This window comes from Mangrovimonas sp. ST2L15 (genome assembly GCF_001280515.1).
Lineage (GTDB): Bacteria > Bacteroidota > Bacteroidia > Flavobacteriales > Flavobacteriaceae > Mangrovimonas > Mangrovimonas futianensis.
This window is the reverse complement of sequence record NZ_LBIQ01000035.1, coordinates 404,408-424,019: the sequence shown is the minus strand read 5'-3', so window position 1 is coordinate 424,019 and position 19,612 is coordinate 404,408. Positions and strand designations below refer to the sequence as shown.

The 19,612-nt window shown below is 37.0% G+C and carries 12 protein-coding genes; 3 read left to right on the top strand and 9 right to left on the bottom strand.

Annotated features, from left to right (window positions below; translation table 11 throughout):
* Both ZA07_RS14960 and ZA07_RS14955 read left to right on the top strand, forming a co-directional pair.
* Positions 1–5,857 (top strand): LamG-like jellyroll fold domain-containing protein (locus ZA07_RS14960; RefSeq protein ID WP_157492166.1); only part of this gene is annotated, 5,857 nt, incomplete at its 5' end.
* A 207-nt stretch (positions 5,858–6,064) separates the two neighbouring features.
* Positions 6,065–10,642 (top strand): LamG-like jellyroll fold domain-containing protein, encoded by a 4,578-nt coding sequence (locus ZA07_RS14955; protein ID WP_053972561.1) that lies wholly within the window; start codon positions 6,065–6,067, stop codon positions 10,640–10,642.
* Between the two features lie 83 nt (positions 10,643–10,725).
* Here the strand turns inward: ZA07_RS14955 and hisS are convergent, their stop codons facing one another.
* Genes hisS through rpsF form a run of 5 tightly spaced genes read right to left on the bottom strand, consistent with a single transcriptional unit; the run spans position 10,726 to position 13,772 of the window.
* The gene (gene hisS / locus ZA07_RS14950; RefSeq protein ID WP_053972560.1) at positions 10,726–12,096 is read right to left on the bottom strand and encodes a histidine--tRNA ligase; all 1,371 of its coding nucleotides are present in this window, start codon (positions 12,094–12,096) and stop codon (positions 10,726–10,728) included.
* A 32-nt stretch (positions 12,097–12,128) separates the two neighbouring features.
* The gene (locus tag ZA07_RS14945) at positions 12,129–12,596 is read right to left on the bottom strand and encodes a DUF6495 family protein (protein ID WP_053972559.1); all 468 of its coding nucleotides are present in this window, start codon (positions 12,594–12,596) and stop codon (positions 12,129–12,131) included.
* A gap of 60 nt (positions 12,597–12,656) precedes the next feature.
* A complete protein-coding gene (gene rplI, locus ZA07_RS14940) occupies positions 12,657–13,121 on the bottom strand; it encodes a 50S ribosomal protein L9 (RefSeq protein ID WP_053972558.1) in 465 nt (154 codons plus the stop codon).
* A gap of 13 nt (positions 13,122–13,134) precedes the next feature.
* Positions 13,135–13,434, bottom strand: a complete 300-nt coding sequence (gene rpsR, locus ZA07_RS14935) for a 30S ribosomal protein S18 (protein WP_197276757.1) — start codon at positions 13,432–13,434, stop codon at positions 13,135–13,137.
* Positions 13,434–13,772, bottom strand: coding sequence for a 30S ribosomal protein S6 (gene rpsF / locus ZA07_RS14930; RefSeq protein WP_053972556.1), 339 nt, complete (start codon positions 13,770–13,772; stop codon positions 13,434–13,436). Before rpsF ends, rpsR begins: the two co-directional genes overlap by 1 nt.
* Before the next feature lie 200 nt (positions 13,773–13,972).
* On the opposite strand from rpsF, the gene ZA07_RS14925 reads away from it, so the two are divergent.
* The gene (locus ZA07_RS14925; protein WP_053972555.1) at positions 13,973–14,668 is read left to right on the top strand and encodes a LytTR family DNA-binding domain-containing protein; all 696 of its coding nucleotides are present in this window, start codon (positions 13,973–13,975) and stop codon (positions 14,666–14,668) included.
* Here ZA07_RS14925 and priA read toward each other — a convergent pair.
* The 4 genes from priA to ZA07_RS14905 form a co-directional block, all read right to left on the bottom strand.
* Complete coding sequence (gene priA, locus ZA07_RS14920) at positions 14,665–17,118, bottom strand: primosomal protein N' (protein ID WP_053972554.1); 2,454 nt, start codon at positions 17,116–17,118, stop codon at positions 14,665–14,667. The genes ZA07_RS14925 and priA overlap by 4 nt on opposite strands.
* Positions 17,119–17,122: 4 nt before the next feature.
* Positions 17,123–18,064, bottom strand: coding sequence for a YihY/virulence factor BrkB family protein (locus tag ZA07_RS14915; RefSeq protein WP_053972553.1), 942 nt, complete (start codon positions 18,062–18,064; stop codon positions 17,123–17,125).
* A 1-nt stretch (position 18,065) separates the two neighbouring features.
* Positions 18,066–18,923 (bottom strand): carboxylating nicotinate-nucleotide diphosphorylase, encoded by an 858-nt coding sequence (gene nadC / locus ZA07_RS14910; RefSeq protein WP_053972552.1) that lies wholly within the window; start codon positions 18,921–18,923, stop codon positions 18,066–18,068.
* A 125-nt stretch (positions 18,924–19,048) separates the two neighbouring features.
* A complete protein-coding gene (locus tag ZA07_RS14905; RefSeq protein WP_157492165.1) occupies positions 19,049–19,600 on the bottom strand; it encodes a hypothetical protein in 552 nt (183 codons plus the stop codon).
* Positions 19,601–19,612 lie beyond the last annotated feature (12 nt).

Here is a 19,612-nt window from a genome sequence, read left to right as displayed (position 1 = left end):
TGTGACCGTAGAATGTGATGCCATACCCGCTCCTGCTGTGGTTACCGCAACAGACAACTGTGATACAACCCTTACAGTTAGCTATTCAGAAACTACCAATACCGTCAACGATGGTGTTGGAACTATCGTTCGTGAATGGTCCGTAACTGATAACGATGGCAATACAACAACACAAACCCAAACCATTACCGTGGAGGACAATACGCCTCCGGTGCTTGTTGGCGTTCCTGCCGATGTGACCGTAGAATGTGATGCCATACCCGCTCCTGCTGTGGTTACCGCAACAGACAACTGTGATACAACCCTTACAGTTAGCTATTCAGAAACTACCAATACCGTCAACGATGGTGTTGGAACTATCGTTCGTGAATGGTCCGTAACTGATAACGATGGCAATACAACAACACAAACCCAAACCATTACCGTGGAGGACAACACGCCTCCTACAGCTGACTTAGCTAATTTAGCGAATGTAACTGCACAATGTTCTGTAACATCCTTGATTGCACCATCGGCGACGGACAATTGCGGTGGATCAGTAACTGTAACAAACAATGCTTCTCTACCTATCTCCGCCCAGGGTACAACAGTTGTAACATGGATATATACAGATGTGAATGGTAATGCTTCAACACAGACACAGAACGTTGTTATTAATGATACCACTGCTCCATTAGCTCCTATTCTATCCGATGTCAATGGACAATGCTCTGCTACTGCCCCTACACCCACTACAACCGATAACTGTACCGGAACCATAACAGGAACCACTTCCAATCCCCTGACCTATAATACCCAAGGAATACACATAATTACTTGGACCTTTGACGATGGAAATGGCAATGCCATAACAGTTAACCAAAATGTGATCATCGAGGATACTACAGCACCCACTATATCATGTCAAAGTGATATAATAACAATCAATGATACAGGACTTTGCTCAGCGGTAGTGACTTACATTACACCAACAGGTTCTGACAACTGTATTGGAGCAACCACAATACAAACCACAGGTTTGCCTTCTGGAAGTGTCTTCCCGGTAGGTACTACAACCAATACATTTGTAATTACTGATGTTGCTGGAAATTCTTCCACTTGTTCAATTGATATAACTGTTATAGACAATGAAGATCCTGAGATTCCAGTCCTTGAACCTATCATTGCAGATTGTTACATAGAAGTAACTCCTCCAACCACTAATGACAATTGTGATGGAACTATTATCGGAACATCTAATGTTAGTTTAATTTTTGACTCTGTTGGTACAGAAACAATTTATTGGACCTTTTCAGACAGTGCAGGCAACAGTATTATTGTACCACAAGATGTTACAGTCGTTGACAATGAAAGTCCTGTACCAAACAGTCCTTCATTAACTGCCTTATCATTTACTGGTTGTCAAATTTCAAGTATTTCAGAATTGACCATTCCAACCGCTACAGATGGATGTGATGGTATCATTGAAGGAACTTTGTCTCCTGACTTTATATTTCCATTTTCTTTTTCTGGGACTGAGACCATTGATTGGCAATTCATAGATAGTAATGGTAACATAACTATACAAACCCAAGATATTACAATGACTCCCCCTTCCATTGATGGAGGAACGCTTCAAGGTACCTTTGAGGGCACCACATTTTCTAGTCAAATTGATATTTCTTCATGTCAAGAAGAAATTAATATTGATTTAGACTTAACTGGGGAAACAGGAACCATCATTCAATGGGAGCAATTCGCAGTGAATCAAGGTATTTGGAGCATTATTTCAAATACTACAGATAGTCATTCAATAACCTTTGCTATAGGAGAATTGGAATCAACCTATTACAGAGTTCTAATCCAAGTAGGAAATTGTAGTGTATATTCAAGCTTGTTTTATGTCAGGTCACTACCACCTGGATCTGCACCAACCATCGAAAGTTTAGATTCTGACCCAAATTATTGTTTGGGGGATGAAGTCAATCTATTGGCTACAAGTAATTATTTGGCAACAGAGGAGGCTTTTCCTGATTACCCTCCAGGGGATTTTAATCAAGGCCAGCTTAACACTCAAGATCCTAATGGCTGGTTGGTTGATGGAGAGACTGGAGGATTTACTGCTGGTGGAAGCGCAACAAAACCTCGAAATTGGTCTGCAAAAACTTGTAACAATCAAGAGAATGGTGACATTGTATATTGCGGTAATGATGGTAAGTATACTATAGCTTATGGTAATTTTAGTTCTCCCCAATATAACGGAGCCATACCAACAACACTTGAAACTCCTATTATGGATTTATCTAATGTTGCTTCAGCAAGTTTAGATTTTGACCAAGCTTATTATTTTTCAGATCAAGACTATGCCATTATAGAAATATCTATAGATGGTGGTGTCAACTATTCGACCTTGGTACTTATGCATGCCGTAGGAAGTGGTGATTCAGATTGGTTTACTGCAGGAACTGCAGAATCTGTTGCCGGATCAACACCTACCGAATATAATTTTGAAACAGACAATACTTCTATTTCTTTGGACGCCTATATTGGAGAAAGTAATGTTAGAATTAGATGGTCTTTTACAGGTACTACAAATCAAAGTGCCTGGGCAATGGATAATATTTTTGTTTACCAAGAGGTCTACGTCGATACAGAACTGGAATGGACTGATGGAATTGGGGATCCTAGTGAAGATCCAATTGTAACAGGTGAAACACAAGTTCCTATTTCATTTATTCCAGAAGTACCTGGGACCCATAATTATGGTGCGACAGCTTTAATAAATGGCTGTAGGTCCTATGATGAAGACGGTACAGATTTAATTGAAATAAAAGTGTTCTATTCTTATGCTGGTGAGGATGTGGCTTTTACCCCTGAAGAATGTGGACAAAACACGGTTCAATTAAATGCCTATGACAATAGGTTAACCGCTACTCAAAATGCGGCTAAAGGAGCCTATACACTTCCTAATAACTGTGTCAACTGTGATGATGAAGGCGCCATGGAAGATACAGAAATTGCGGGTGAATGGGCTGTGATTTCAAGCAGTAGTTGCGGTGGAAATTTTACAATTTCTGATGTTAATGACCCTGATGCAGAATTTACAGGAGATGCCGGAATTTACAACTTGACATGGACAGTTAACGGATGTTCAAGTAATATGAGCATCGAAATAATCAATTGTGATTTGGTAGATTTTGATGGTACAGATGATTATGTGGATTTTGGAGAAAATAACTACGATTTATCCAGCAATGACTTTAGTATTGAGGTTTGGATAAAGCCTGAATCAATTGCTGGTATTCAAACCATCTTGTCGAAGCGCGATGCCAGTTTTTCTGGGAATGCACATGGTTACGATTTACGTATTAATAGTGCTGGTCATATTGCATTTCGTTGGAATAAAACTGGATATTTAAATTCTACTCCCTATACAATTGACTCCTCAAGGTGGTATCACATTGCATTGGTGCGAAATGGAAATGAGTATCGACTTTACATCGATGGCATATTAATTAAAACGGGAGGTGGAGGACATCCATCAAGCAATAATTACAAGACCCTTCTAGGAGCAATGGATGAAGCATCGTCTTCTGTTCCAACCAACCATTTTAATGGCTGGATAGATGAATTACGTATTTGGAATAAAGCCCTATCAACAGAACATATTAGACAAATGATGAATCAAGAAATAGAACCCGATGGAGTTGATGTGAGAGGTGTAGTTCTAGGTTCAAAAATCAATGGTCCAGATGCCAATCAAGATGGTATTGATGATAATCCGTTATTATGGTCTAATCTGGAAGGCTATTATCGAATGGATATTGCTTGTGGTAGTTTGTCCCCTAATTTTTCAGCAGGAACAAACGGTCGATTGAAAAATATTACATCTAGTCAACAGGAAACCGCTCCACTACCCTATACAACAACACAAGCAGGAGATTGGGATAATGATAACACATCGGCTTCTCCCTGGACCAATTATTCCGTTTGGAATTATCCAAATAGCGTTGGAGTAAATGGCTCAAAGATTGATTGGAATATTGTTGAAACGGCTCATGATGTCAACTCTCACAATGATAATATCACCCTTTTGGGATTATTAAATAATTCAGGTTCTGAAATCATTATTTCAAACCCTAATACAACGCAAGATGAAAATAATAGCGGTAACGCTTTATGGGTAACCCATTATCTAAAGCTTAATGGACAAATAGATTTAGTCGGACAATCACAATTAGTTCAAAAAAGATATAATATAGACCAATTGAATGATAGTGAATTGGAACCAAATAGTCTTGGGTTTATTGAAAGAGATCAGCAAGGAACTAAAAATCTATATAATTACAATTATTGGAGTTCACCAGTAAGCGGCATTGGTGCTGCAACTAATTCTAATTATACTGTAGGAAGTATTATGATGGATGGTACCCCCTCACCCAATCCCGCCACAATCACATGGATTGGTGGCTACGATGCCACTCCTGGACCACCTATTTCATTACCAAATTATTGGCTTTGGACCTACAATGCCATAGCTAATACCTATCAACAATGGAATCAAGTTGGAAGCACAGGAAACATACCCACTGGAAATGGGTTTACCATGAAAGGCAGTGGCACTAACAATGATTATCAAAACTATGTATTCCTAGGAAAGCCCCACAATGGATTGATTCAAAATACCAACACTGCTGTTTCCAATGGAAATCAAATATTAATTGGAAACCCATACCCAAGTGCGATAGATGCTGACGAATTTATAAAAGATAACATTCCAAATGGAAGTACGGCAAACCCTAGCTCTACAAGCGCCATTGATGGTGCTCTTTATTTCTGGGTACACTATTTAAGTAGTAATTCCCATTTCCTTGTAAACTATGAAGGAGGGTATGCCACTTACAACTTGAGTGGAGGTGAAATTCCAACTACTCCATCCATAACAGAAGATGGTTATGAAATCAGTGATTTAGGCTCTTCCTCATTAATGCCTGGAAGGTATATTCCGGTTGGACAAGGTTTTTTTGTTGGAGCTTTGGAACCAGAAACAGGAGGTCAAATCAAATTTGAAAATGACCAGCGGATCTTTAGAAGAGAATCCGGTTCAGGGTCCTCGATTTTCTTGAAGACTATAGATAGTCCAAACTTAACTTACACAGATGGTGAAAATGAATCTGTAATTCAAAGGGTAAGGTTAACGGCAACCACACCAAATAATTTAAATAGGCATATAATGTTAGCTTTCGTTCCTAATAGCAATGCTTCTGATGGTTATGATTTTGGCTATGACGCTAAAAACATAGACGACTATACGACTGATGTATCATGGAATGTTGAGAATACTAATTTTATTATTCAAGGGGTAGGCGAATTTGATTCTACTAAACAATATCCCTTAAATGTTAAATTGGCTCAAGCTGGAGATTTGGCAATTAACCTTAGAATGCTAGAAAACTTTGATGAGGAAATCGATGTATTTATTTACGATTCTTTAACTGGCGAATATTCTCAATTTAATGAGGTTCCATTCTCTATTAATTTGGAAGCGGGGGAATATAACAGCCGATTCTTCCTGACATTTGAATCAGATGAATCCACCTTAAGCATTATTGAAGATTTAACCAATGAGATTAGCGTCAACTACCTAAATAATTCAGGTGAAATCTTTATCAATACTTACAATAAAGTTAAAGTCAACCGCGTACAACTAATTGATATGGCCGGAAAAGTTTTACAAACTTGGAACAGTTCTCAAGTTACTGAACTTGCCAATTCCAAGATCAAACTACCTGTAAGACACATTTCAAGTGGTAACCACATTATCAAATTAGATACAGGCCTTGGCACAAGTATTAATAAAAAGGTGATTATTGAATAACTTCAAAAATCAGCCTCCAATTTTAAAGCGGTAAACAAAATTTACCGCTTTTTTTATATAATTTCCTATAACACAATGCATTTCATCGATTTTTTTTGCATTTAAAAGATATAAACTTATCTTTGTTGAGCTTTTGATTTAGCCCCAAACTAAACCAATCTACTTATGCGAAACAATACTTTTTCAATATGTAAAAGTATCATTGTCATGCTTTTACTATTTTCATGTAAAATAGCTCTAACCCAAACAACCATAGGTTTCTATGACTTTGAAAATGGTTTACAGGGTTGGACGGATGGTGGCAATGATGCAGGCTTGAGCAACTCTTCCTATTACTCTTGTTTTGGGAACCGCTCCATCTATTCCAAAGATGATCAAGAGAATCAAAATAGAGTCACTTCACCAATTCTAGATTTCACACCTTACTCAAACATCACAATTTCATTTTGTTCTAAAAATAATGGCCTTGAAAATGGAGAAGGTTTCAAGCTTGAATATTATGATGGTTCGACATGGTCACTTCTCTATACGTTTAAAAAAGGGGTTGATTTTTCTGTTTCGGGTTATTCGTCTTACGATCTTGTATATACATTTGCCAGTGACACTTATTCATTTAGTACTAATTCCAGAATGCGGTTTTCGAGTACAGCAAATCAAAATTCAGAATACAATTACTTTGACAATATCCTCATTGAAGGAATCGAAAATGAGCCTGAAGTAACCATTCAAGATTTTTATGATAGTGATGGAGATGGAGTCTATGATGATGTGGATATAGATGACGATAACGATGGTATTTTGGATTCCGATGAGGAGCTCAGTTGTAAAAATTCAGCCATATCAACTTACGTAAATTATAAGTTCCTCAATGAAACTTTTGGAACTGGAACCAATCGCACCACTATAAACACCACTTACGATGCGCAAACAAGCTATTGCTATGAAGATGGTAGCGGATCCTGTAATAGCAATCAAGATTTAAATGATGGAGAGTACACTGTTTACCACAAAGCATGTGATGGAGATGGCACTAATGACACACCAAATAATGAAGTTGCTTCATGGGCCGACGAATATTGGTATTCTGGTCTAGACCACACTTCAGGTGATACCAACGGGCGTATGGCGATGTTTAATGCTTCCTATGATCCTGGGTTGTTTTACACGGCTCACATCCAAGGGGCACTTCCCAATGTGCCAATCACCTATAGTTTTTGGGTAATCAATTTGGACAACCATGATGCTCCTGGTATCAGTTCACGTTTGAGACCTGATATTTTGGTTGAATTCCGAGATGAAAATGGAAATATCTTGAACTCCTTAACAACAGGAAGCATCCCTCCCAACAATCCTGCCTCTGCTAATAACGGTTGGATCAACTTTACGGCAGATTTAACATTTAACGTTGATGAATTTTACGTTTATTTTTTCAATAACGAAACAGGAGGTCTTGGAAATGATTTAGCTCTTGATGACATTGTCATTTCTCAAACGCTTTGTGATACAGATGGTGATGGCGTTGCTGATATTTTTGATTTAGATTCTGACAATGATGGAATACCTGATGTTGTTGAAGCAGGCTTGGGAGCATACAGTGAAGGAAAAGCAACCTTAACAAACGTATCAACTTGGGTAGATGCCAATGGTAATGGCATGCACGATTTGGTTGAAGGGCACATTCCTTTAGATTCAGATGGTGACAGCATACCAAATTATCTAGATTTAGACAGTGATAACGACACCCTTTTTGATGTAGACGAGTCAGGGGCTGGAAATCTAGCCGATACTTCCTTTCAAAATGGCGATGGAGACATCAATGGAGATGGTGTGGGTGATGGTACTGATACAGATGCCGTAAGAGAAACAGATGTAGAATCCGATGGAATTGTTGAATATTTTACCGATGGTATATTGGATTTATATGACTACTACAACGGAAGTATATTTGAAGAAGCATATGGTAATAGTAACCAGGGAATAGGATACACTTACTACGTAAAAGATGCAGATGGCGATGGTTTGCCCGATTATATGGATATCGATTCTAACGACGATGGCATCTATGATATCGCCAGTACCTTATATTACGCTTTAGATGCTAATAATGATGGGGTCATTGATGATATGACCGATTTGGACAGCGATGGAATAATGGATCTCTTTGATACATATGACAATCTATTTGGATCCCCAAGAGATTTGAATCAAAAATTGCTGTTATACTTTGATGGAAGGAATGATTATGTTGAAGATACTCAAATACTGAGTGGTCTTTCTAACGTTTCTTTCATGACATGGATTAAAATTGACCCAACTTTCACAGGTAGAGCAATCATTCTTGGGCAAGCCAATTTTGAATTGGAAGTAGAAAATTACGGGGATGTTACCATTACAGCACATGCTGATAACAAACAATTTTCCACTGGTGATATTCCATTGAATCAATGGGTTCATGTAGCTGCTACTACAAGCAGTTCAACAAATCAAATGATACTTTATATCAATGGAGAAAACCGAGGCAGCGTCAATGGTATAGGTGGCTCCTTGAATACCAATACCTATAATTTTACAATTGGTAAGTCTGCTGATCCAGCAGACAGTGACACCTATTTTAAAGGTTTCATAGATGAAGTTAGAATATTTACCAAGACATTATCCGATGACGAAATTCACAAAATGGTGTATCAAGAAATCGGGAATAATGCCGGTAATGTAAGAGGGGAAGTTATCCCTCGAGATATCACCGACTTTGTTGATGTAGACAATAATTCTCCTTTATCATGGTCTTCCCTGCTAAGATATTTCAGGATGGATGTGTATAAAGATGATATAATTGATGATTTGACAACCCTTGGTTTTGATACGGTTGGCGCAAAAATTTACAATGTTAAAAATATTGGTAATCAAAGCGCACCACTCCCTTTTATCACCCAACATGGCAATGATCTTTTACCAGAAACTCTAGACATTCCGGAAGACGGTGTGAATGGTTATGACGCCACAACCTATGATTGGAGCATCATAAAAGTGCTCCACAATAATATTTCTTATAATGAAAACTCATCTCATTTGGCATTCTTTTTGGAAGAAAATGATTCCAATAATGACCCCATAGAATTTAGTATTGAAAATGATTCTGAGTTCAATGTGAGCTGGTATTTGAAATTAGATGGGCTTTTAGATTTAACGGGAGAATCCCAATTGGTTCAAGGAATGGACAGCGAATTGGATACCACGAGCACTGGGCGTATAGAAATTGACCAACAAGGAACCAAAGATTTATTCACTTATAATTATTGGTCTTCACCAGTTGGTTTAATCAACAATACCATAAATAATATGGAATACCATGTTCCAGATGTGCTATTTGATGGATCTGACCCAGATGAGGTACAAGAAATTAACTTCATTTCAGGATATAATGGAAATTCGGGATCACCCATAAGCATTGCCCATTATTGGATTTGGAAATTCAATAATTTTCCAACTGATGATTACGCCTCTTGGCAACACGTCAGAAATACAGGAACCATGTATGTAGGTGAAGGATATACTATGAAAGGAGTCGCCAATACCAATGGAAATGTATCCGAAGAGCAAAATTATGTTTTCGTTGGGAAACCTAACAACGGAGACATTGCTCTCACAATTAATGAAAATAATGACTATTTGGTAGGAAACCCCTACCCTTCAGCCATAGACGCAGTTCAATTTATATTAGATAATGGAAGCATCATTGAAGGAAACGGGAACCTATCTGGCACGCTCTATTTCTGGGAACACTGGGGTGGTGGCTCACATATTCTTGCTGAATATCAAGGAGGCTATGCCACTTACAATTTATCAGGAGGAGCACCATCTGCCTCTTATGGAACCAATGACCCAGATGTGGGCACGGGAGGTGTTCCAACAAAAATTCCTGGCAGGTATATTCCTGTAGGTCAAGGATTTTTTGTAATTGGAGAAAGTGATGGCCAAATCAAATTCAACAACGGACAACGTGTCTTCAGAAAAGAAGAGAATGGAGTCTCTGTTTTTGTAAAACAAGCTAATTCCAATACAAATGTGACCAATGATGAGGAAAATCCAGAAGACTATTATGATACACGATTAAAAATTAGATTAGGTTATAATTCGGTAAATACAATTCACAGACAACTCTTAGTTACTGAAGATCCACAAGCATCAGCAGGTATTGATTGGGGTTATGAAGGTATTTTGAATGAGAATCAAATGGACGATATGTTTTGGCAAATATCTGATGATAAATTCGTGATTCAAGGAATCGATGTGATTGATGAAGCTACCATATTGCCAATTGGTATCAAAACCGATACACAAGGAATCAACACCATCATGATTGATGCTTTGGAAAACGTTCCAGATGACTTAAACATCTATCTATATGACAGCGAACAAAACCTATATCATGATCTAAGGGTTAGTAATTTTTCTGTCACTCTTAGTGCCGGAAATCACCTCAACCGATTTGAACTGAGATTCTCAGCTGAAACACTAAGCATGGAGGAAGATACTTTAGCTGAAAGCCTGTCTATTTTCTATGCTAATGACCAACAAGAAATTGTCATTTACAATCCAAAACTTTGGGATATACAAACAGTAGAAATATATAACACACTAGGCCAATCAGTCTATCAATTAAACAACCTAAACCAAGAAGAATATTCTAAAATACAATCAAATAACTTAAGTCAGGGCGCCTACATTATTTCAGTTTCCACTAAACTGTACGGCACATTCAACAAAAAAGTTATCATTAAATAGAGATCTTAAGCGTAAGTCCCAAATCTAGCTTTTAGATTTGACTGTGCCCGGGAGCCTCGAACAAAGTTCGGGGCTTCCTTTTTTTATTTAAATTTAGCAATAAGCTCTGTTAAAGTTAAAGAAACTTGCTCCCCAGATTTCATGTGTTTTAAAGTAAAGGTCTGTTGTTCCATTTCTTTTTCACCCACCAACACGACATATGGAAGCCCTCTTTTATCGGCATGCTTCATTTGTTTGCCCATTTTAGCCGTATCAGGGTAGAGTTCTGAGTGGATTCCTTGTTCCCTTAAAGCTTTAATTGCTTTCATGGCATAAAGGGCTTCATCGGTGCCAAAATTGATAAACAAAACATCCAGAGTCTTGGTCACTGTTTCAGGAAATAATCCAAGCTCTTCCAATACCAAGTAAATACGATCCAAACCAAAACTGATACCGACGCCACTCATATTTTTCAACCCAAAAATTCCGGTCAAATCATCATAACGCCCACCTCCGCCGATGGATCCCATTTGAACTCCTTTTGGCGCCACGACTTCAAAAATAGCTCCTGTATAGTAATTTAAACCTCTAGCCAAGGTGACATCCAATTGCAATTGGGCCGTTTTTAAACCTAGCTCAGCAATGGCTTTTTCAATAAATTGTAATTCCTCAATTCCTTTTTTTCCTTCCTCAGAGGTACTTAAAATATCCTGCAATTGAGAAATCTGAGCACCAAAATCACCACTTAAAGAAAAAAGCGGTTGAAGCTTTTCAATTCCTTCATGAGAAATTCCTTTACCTATCATTTCTTCCTTAACCTTCTCCTCTCCTATTTTATCCAGCTTATCCAAAGCCACTGTAAAATCAATCAATTTATCACTGGCGCCAATCACCTCTGCAATTCCAGATAGGATTTTACGGTTGTTGATTTTGATGGTAACTCCCTCTAGGCTTAAGGCAGTGAAAACAGCATCATACAATTGTACAAACTCCACCTCTTGCCATAAAGAATCAGATCCCACCACATCGGCATCACATTGATAAAACTCTCTAAAACGTCCTTTTTGAGGTCTGTCTGCTCTCCAAACAGGTTGCATTTGATACCGCTTAAAAGGAAATTCTATCTCATTTTGATGTTGTACCACATAACGTGCAAATGGTACGGTTAAATCATAACGTAAGGCTTTTTCTGAAATATCTACAGCTAACTTTGTAGAATCCTTTGTTTGGTAAGCTGCTTCATCCACCTTTTTTAGGTAATCACCCGAATTCAGAATTTTAAAAATCAAGCGATCCCCTTCATCTCCATATTTTCCCATTAAGGTTTCCGAATTTTCAAAACTCGGCGTTTCAATAGGTTGAAAGCCGTAAGTCTCAAATTGGGAACGGATGGTAGAAAATATATAGTTTCTTTTAGCTACCTCGCTCGGGCTAAAATCTCTGGTTCCTTTAGGAATGCTTGGTTTTTGTGCCATGTTATTCTGTGAAATTTACCGCAAAAATAGAACTAGTTAATCAATTTATCAAAGTAATTGAACAATTCACCTTTGGTAATAACGCCACCTTGACGAATCAATTGAAATTTATCCAAATTTCTATCTTCAGAATAGTCTTTCTTGGCCTGTAAAAACTCCACCTCATCACTCATAAGGTTCTGGCGTAACCACCCATAACCTTCATCTGTGGTGATGTCTTGATCATTTTTAACTTTTACAGCAATAACATGCATGTTCTTGTCATTCAAATAAAAAAGATGCATCTGTTGTGGGGAGATGTGTTCAATATAACCAACTTGATTTAAAACGCCTTCCCAAATCAAATCACTAAACACGTCCAATTCCTGTTCAGCTAATTCAGGTTTGTTGACCTTTAAATGATCCCACTCCTCTGCCGTAACCGATTGGGTAGCCAAAAAGTTGATAAATTCTTGATGCAGTTCTTCAAACTGCTCTTTGGTTAATCTTGCGTACTTCATAATAAATTCAATAAAAAAAGCCCCAACGTTGGTTGAGGCTTTTTGATGTTTTGAGTGAAATTAGTTACTTGCAGGAATTACCTCAAATGGGAATTCAAAAATAACGTCTCTATGCAAACGGATTACGGCATTGTACTGCCCTAAACGCTTGATGTTTCCACCAACTATAGTTACAAATCTTTTATCGATGCTGTGACCTTCTTTCTCAATAGCGTCTACCAAATCCATAGTAGTAACTGATCCAAAAAGTTTATCTCCAGCAGAAGCTCCTTCAGTTGATTTAGCAGGGATTTTAATCTCCAATGCTTTAACTGCTTCAGCTACTTTTTGAGCATCTTCAACAATTTTCTTTTCTTTAAAAGCTCTTTGCTTTAAATTTTCTGCCAATACTTTTTTAGCTGATCCTGTAGCTAAAACGGCAAACCCTTGAGGAATTAAAAAGTTTCTACCATAACCGTTCTTAACTGTTACAATATCGTCTTTAAATCCTAAATTCTCAACGTCTTGTTTTAATATAAGTTCCATCGTTATGATATTTTTATTTTAATAAATCTGCCACGTAAGGCATTAAAGCTAAATGACGTGCTCTTTTGATAGCTACAGATACTTTTCTTTGGTACTTTAAAGAAGTTCCTGTTAAACGTCTTGGTAAAATTTTACCTTGTTCATTTACAAATTTCAATAAGAAATCTGGATCTTTATAATCGATATACTTGATTCCAGACTTTTTGAAACGACAATACTTCTTAGCTTTGTTAGTTTCTATATTAAGCGGAGTAAGATATCTGATTTCTCCGTCTTTCTTTCCTTTTGCTTGTTGTTCTATAGATGACATAATTACGCTTTTTGTTTGTTTCTGTTTCTTCTTTTCTCAGCCCAAGCAGCAGCGTGCTTGTCTAGTTTTACAGTTAAGTAACGCATAAAACGCTCGTCACGTCTGAATTCAAGCTCTAATTGAGTGATAGCATCACCTTCTACTTGATATTCAAATAAGTGATAAAAACCACTTTTCTTGTTTTGGATTGGGTAAGCCAATTTTTTTAGACCCCAATCTTCTTTCGAGATCATTTTTGCTCCTCTGGAAGTCAGAAACTCTTCGTATTTCTGTACTGTTTCCTTTATCTGTGTTTCAGATAAAACGGGATTCAAAATGAAAACAGTTTCGTAATGATTCATAATTGTTTATCTATTAATGTTAAAAATGGGTGCAAAAATAATTATTTATTTCTTATATTGCAAAGTAATCCCCTTAATTTTTCTCCCTCATTCAAACATTGTTAATATTTTGTTAAAAATGTATTTTATCGATGTTTTTTGGTTTTTAACCGAATTTTTTGTACTATTGTCGATATCTTAACCGAAATAAATTAAATGTTATGACTTTAAACTGCGTAGTAGTTGACGATTCAGCCATACAGCGACTATCAATAGTCAAACTAATTGAGAGTCATCCAGCTCTTAATTTAATTGCTGAGTACAACAGTGCCCTAGAAACCAAAAACGGTTTAAATACTCATAAGGTAGATCTAATATTCTTGGATATTGAAATGCCCGTATTGAATGGATTTGAATTACTGGATGTATTAAATAATAAACCCCAAATTATTTTTGTGACCGGTAAAACAGAATATGCTTTTAAAGCATTTAATTATGATGCTACCGATTACTTACACAAACCGATTACCAAAGAGCGTTTTAATACGGCTGTTGAAAAAGCTATTGAGCAGCACAAATTAAGACATGATTTCAACGAAGAAGAAGGTGAACACATCTTTGTAAAGAGTAACCTTAAAAAACGTAAGGTTTATATTAAAGACATTAAATGGATTGAAGCCCTTGGTGACTATGTAAAATTAGTTACCGAAGATACCAGTTTGGTGGTGCTTTCTACTATGAAAGCATTTGAAAAGGAATTACCAGAAGGTAAATTCTTGAGAATTCACAAATCTTATATTGTGAACTTGGATAAAATTGATCGTTTCAACAGTAAAAATGTTGAAGTTGGGGCTTACGAAATACCATTAAGTAGAAATAAAAAGACGCAGTTGGTTGACGCACTTAATAATATTTAGTAGTTATCTACATTTAATATTACCCGAACCGACCTAAAATCTTTTACACTCAAGAAGCTATTATTAATTTTAATGATAGCTTCTTTTGTTTTTGACAACGACTGTTTGGGAGGTATTTTGATCAATATGTGTTTGATATATTGGTTTCTTATTCTAGCCACGGGGGGATACTCAGGACCTAAAACCCCACTTTTAAAAACCATACGCAATGATTTGGCATACCACTCGGCCCCTAAATTAACCTTATTGTAATCCTTATGTTTTAAGGATATTTTTATCAATCTATAGATAGGAGGATATTTATAATTATGGCGTTCATCCATTTGCTCCTTAAACATCTCCAAATAAGAGTTGGTAGAAACCTGTTGCAAGATGGTATGATATGGATTATAAGTCTGTATAAATACTTTCCCTCTTTCTTTAGTTCTACCTGCCCTTCCAGAAACCTGAACCATCAATTGAAAACTCCGTTCGTGAGCCCTAAAATCAGGGAAATTAAGCATATTATCAGCATTCATAATACCAACCAACTTGATGTTTCTGAAGTCCAGCCCTTTTGTTAGCATTTGAGTACCCACCAAAATATCAATTTCCTGCTGCTCAAAAGCATTGATTATTTTTTCATACCCATACTTCCCTTTAGTGGTATCCAAATCCATCCGAGCGATTTTGGCATCAGGGAATAACACGTTGGCCTCCTGCTCCACCTGCTGCGTCCCAAAACCCTTAGTATCCAATTCAACACTTCCACAAGCTTCACAAGTCTTAACCATGACCGTGTGATATCCACAATAGTGGCACCGCAACTGATCTCGATATTGATGGTAGGTTAGACTTACATCGCAATTGGGGCATTGCGGGGAATGACCACAGGTTTGGCATTCAATAATAGGTGAATACCCCCTCCTATTTTGAAACAAGATAATCTGATAACCCTCAGCCAAAGTTTCTCGCATTTCTTCAATCAATCGATCACTAAAATGACCCGTCATTCTCTTTTTGCGATGCTTTTCTTTGATATCCACTAGTTCTATGTCTGGCATCAGAACATCATTAAATCTCGTAAACAAAGAAACCAATCCATATTTACCTTGCTTCGCATTATAAAAGGTTTCCAAACTAGGTGTCGCCGATCCCAACAAGGTTTTGGCTTGAAACAAATGCGCTAGAATGACAGCCGTATCCCTACCGTGATACCTAGGAGCAGGATCAAATTGCTTGAAAGATTGCTCATGTTCTTCATCTACAATGATCAATCCCAAATTTTTAAATGGCAATAGTACAGCCGATCTGGCTCCGAGAACAATTTGAGCCTTTGGTGAGTTTTCCAAAATTTGGTTCCAAACTTCTACGCGTTCGTTAGAAGAATACTTGGAATGAAAGACCGCTACTTTTTCACCAAAATAGGTTTGAAGACGATTAACCAGCTGTGTGGTTAATGCAATTTCAGGTAGCAAATAAAGGACTTGTTTGCCGAGATCCAAAACCTCCTGAATAAGCTTAACGTAGATTTCTGTTTTCCCTGAAGAAGTCACGCCATGAAGCAAAACAATATCTTTCTCTTCAAAAGTTTTTTTGATTTCTTGGAAGGCCCGATCCTGATCTTCAGAAAGAAATTTGGTTTCAGAAGATACCTCACCTTCAAATTGAATTCTATCTGTTTGAAAGTAAAACTCAGTTAAAACGCCCTTATCAATCAGTGCCTTTACTATGGCGCTTGAAGCACCACTCTCCTCGGTTAATGTAGATACTTTAATCGGTTTTTTGGTTTTTGCCGATAATGAGAAAAGTGTCATTACCACATCACGTTGCTTACGGGCACGACTTAACTCTTCCAATAACCCATGCAGTCCTACTTCAGAGGTATATTCATCTCCCAATTTGACATATCGCACCAACTTTGGAGTATATTTTTCAAAGACTTCTTCCTGAACAGAAATAGCCTGCTTTTCCAAAAGTCTTTTAATAACTGGAAGCACATTCTTTTTATCCAAAATCCCCATGACATCCTGAATCTTTAGAGAGGATTGATGATGTAAAGCTTCCCACAACATGAATTCATCATCTTCCAAATCAGCATCGCTTATTTCAACATCCTGACTTTTTAAAATAACCGTTTCACTTTCCAATATAAAGGCATTGGGCAATGAAGCTCTCATAACCTCTCCCACTGTGCACATGTAGTAATCGGCGATCCAATGCCATAGTCTCATTTGTCTTGAGGTGACTATGGGCGACTCATCGAGTATTTGCTCTATGGGTTTGGCCTCATAAACCAAAGGTGCTTGTTCATGTATTTTATATACAATACCTGTATAAATCTTGCTTTTACCAAAAGGAACTGACACCCTAACTCCTGGAATTAGGAATGTTGCCTCAGCTTCTGTTATACTATAAGTAAACAGATTGGATATAGGAATGGGAATAATGACATCAATAAAGTATGACATCTGCCTAAGCGTTTTTTCTATTTTGTTTTTTCAATCGGTTTAAGGTAGCATTTAGCTCATACCCTAAAAGCAAAATAGTAGAGTTAAGCCATAGATAAAACATTAAAATCAGTAAAGCCCCTATGGAACCATAGAGTTCATTATACCTTCCAAAATTCTCTATATACAAACCAAACAAATAAGAATTCAAGATAATCAATAAGGTAGTAAACAAAGCACCTATAGAGAAAAATTTAGAATGTCTCCCTTCCTTGGTTCCAAAATAATACAAAGTCGCAGTAGCCAAAAAAGCCGTTAGCACAAAAAAAGCATATTTGGCTAGGTTTAACCATTGGGGCACATTCTGTTTATCTACTAAACCATATTGCTCCAGATTCTGACTGATATAGATTTGTATGTACCCAAGTACCACGACGTTCAAAATCAATAAAAAGGCTAAAATCAAAGCTACCCCAAGAGCAAAAACATATTGTTTAAAAGGATTTCTGGTCAATTGCTCGTGATAGGAACTTTCAAATCCAGAAAAAACAGCATTGATACCATTGGCCATCAAAAAAATGGAGGCAAACAACACTGATGAAATCAAACCTCCGTTCGCCGTATTATCAATATTGACAAAAATATTATCAAAAAAGAAGTCTGACGTACTGGAAGGCAAAAAAGAATTTAAAAACTTTAGAAATTCAATTTTAAAATCGTCAATCGGAATATACGGTATAACGATTAACACAAACAATAAAAATGGAAATAGGGCTGTAAAAAAACTAAAGGCAATAGCACTGGCTCGGGTGGTAAGAGCTCCTTTAACAATCCCTATCCCATATAGTTCTAAAAGGTCATAAACTGAAAGTCCCTCCAGACCGGGTAGTTTTAATCCTTTTAGCAGTTTCACCAACAGATTAACAATTGGAATTTTTTCCAGTTTGTCTTCTACCTGTTTGGTCATATTACACTGCTTTTAGGCTCAAATCCATATTATAAACGGAATGGGTCAAGGCTCCAGATGAAACAAAATCGACACCACATTCAGCATATTGTCTTACAGTTCTTTCATTGATATTACCCGACGATTCAGTTTGACATGCATCCCCAATCAAAGCAACAGCTGCCCGGGTTTCATCAAAATCAAAATTATCTAATAGAATGCGATCAACACCTCCACTGGCTAAAATTTCCTTGATTTCATTTAAATCGCGCGCTTCAACTATAATTTTTAAATCCTTATGATGGTCTTCTAGGTATTGTTTTGTTTTTTCAATAGCTTCTGAGATTCCTCCAGCAAAATCAATATGGTTGTCCTTTAACATAATCATATCATAAAGTGCAAACCGATGATTCTCTCCTCCTCCTATCTTAACGGCCCATTTTTCGAGTGCCCGAATACCTGGAGTTGTTTTTCTCGTATCTAAAATTTGGGTTTTCGTTCCTTCCAATAAATCAACAAACATTCTTGTTTTTGTCGCAATGGCACTCATTCTTTGCATTGCATTCAAAACCAAGCGTTCCGCTTTCAAAATGGCTTGAGAAGGACCTTCTACAAAGAAAACAATATCACCTCGTTTTACATTTCTTCCATCATTGATAAACGTTTTCATCTTTAAGCGTTTATCAACATACCGAAACACTTTACGAGCAAATTCTACACCAGCTATCACACCTTCATCCTTCACTAACAATTTGGCTTTTCCCATAGCATCTTCAGGTATACAAGCCAGTGAGCTATGATCTCCATCACCTACATCTTCTCTGATTGCATTGGCAATAATAAGATCTAATTCAGTTTCAAATTGTTTTTGACTTATCATAAGTGGTGTATTTTAATGTAAAAATACTAATTGATTTTTGAATTATTCACGACCAGCCCAATTTAAACTGAAATCTAAAAAAGTTAAAAAATATGATGCCTTTTAAACCAAAGTCAAAGAATACCTTAGAAAAAGGTATACCCCAGTATGGCAGAAACACTTGTAAAATTGGTATTCCAATTGGCATATTCTCCCAGTAAGTTCCGATTGGTCGAATATCTAATCTCTGCACTCATTCTATCCATGAATTTATACCCCAACCCAAATGCAAAAAACCCTTGGCTTTTAATATCTAAATCACTTCTCCCATCAAAATCCACTTTTGAATCACCAAAGTTTATCACAAAGGCATGGGAAGCATTGATAAATAATTTGGACTTTTCACTTAGCACAAAATAATGTCTTAAACCCAAATTCAAATCTAGAGCCTGATAATCTATGGTTGTTTCATATTCAAAAATTCCGATAGGTTCTTCATTACTCGCCTTAAATGCTTGATAAGTGGGCTCAAAAAAAACGGCCCATTTGTTTTTACCCGCAGGAAGGACTAATTCCAATTCAACTCCCACTCTTATACCTGTCTGTTCTCCATAATCAACATCTCCAAGCACAATACTAGTAGGATCAGGGGATAACAACTCTAAAGAAGAGAATGTTACACCTGGTCTTAAAGACACATTAAGGTCTAA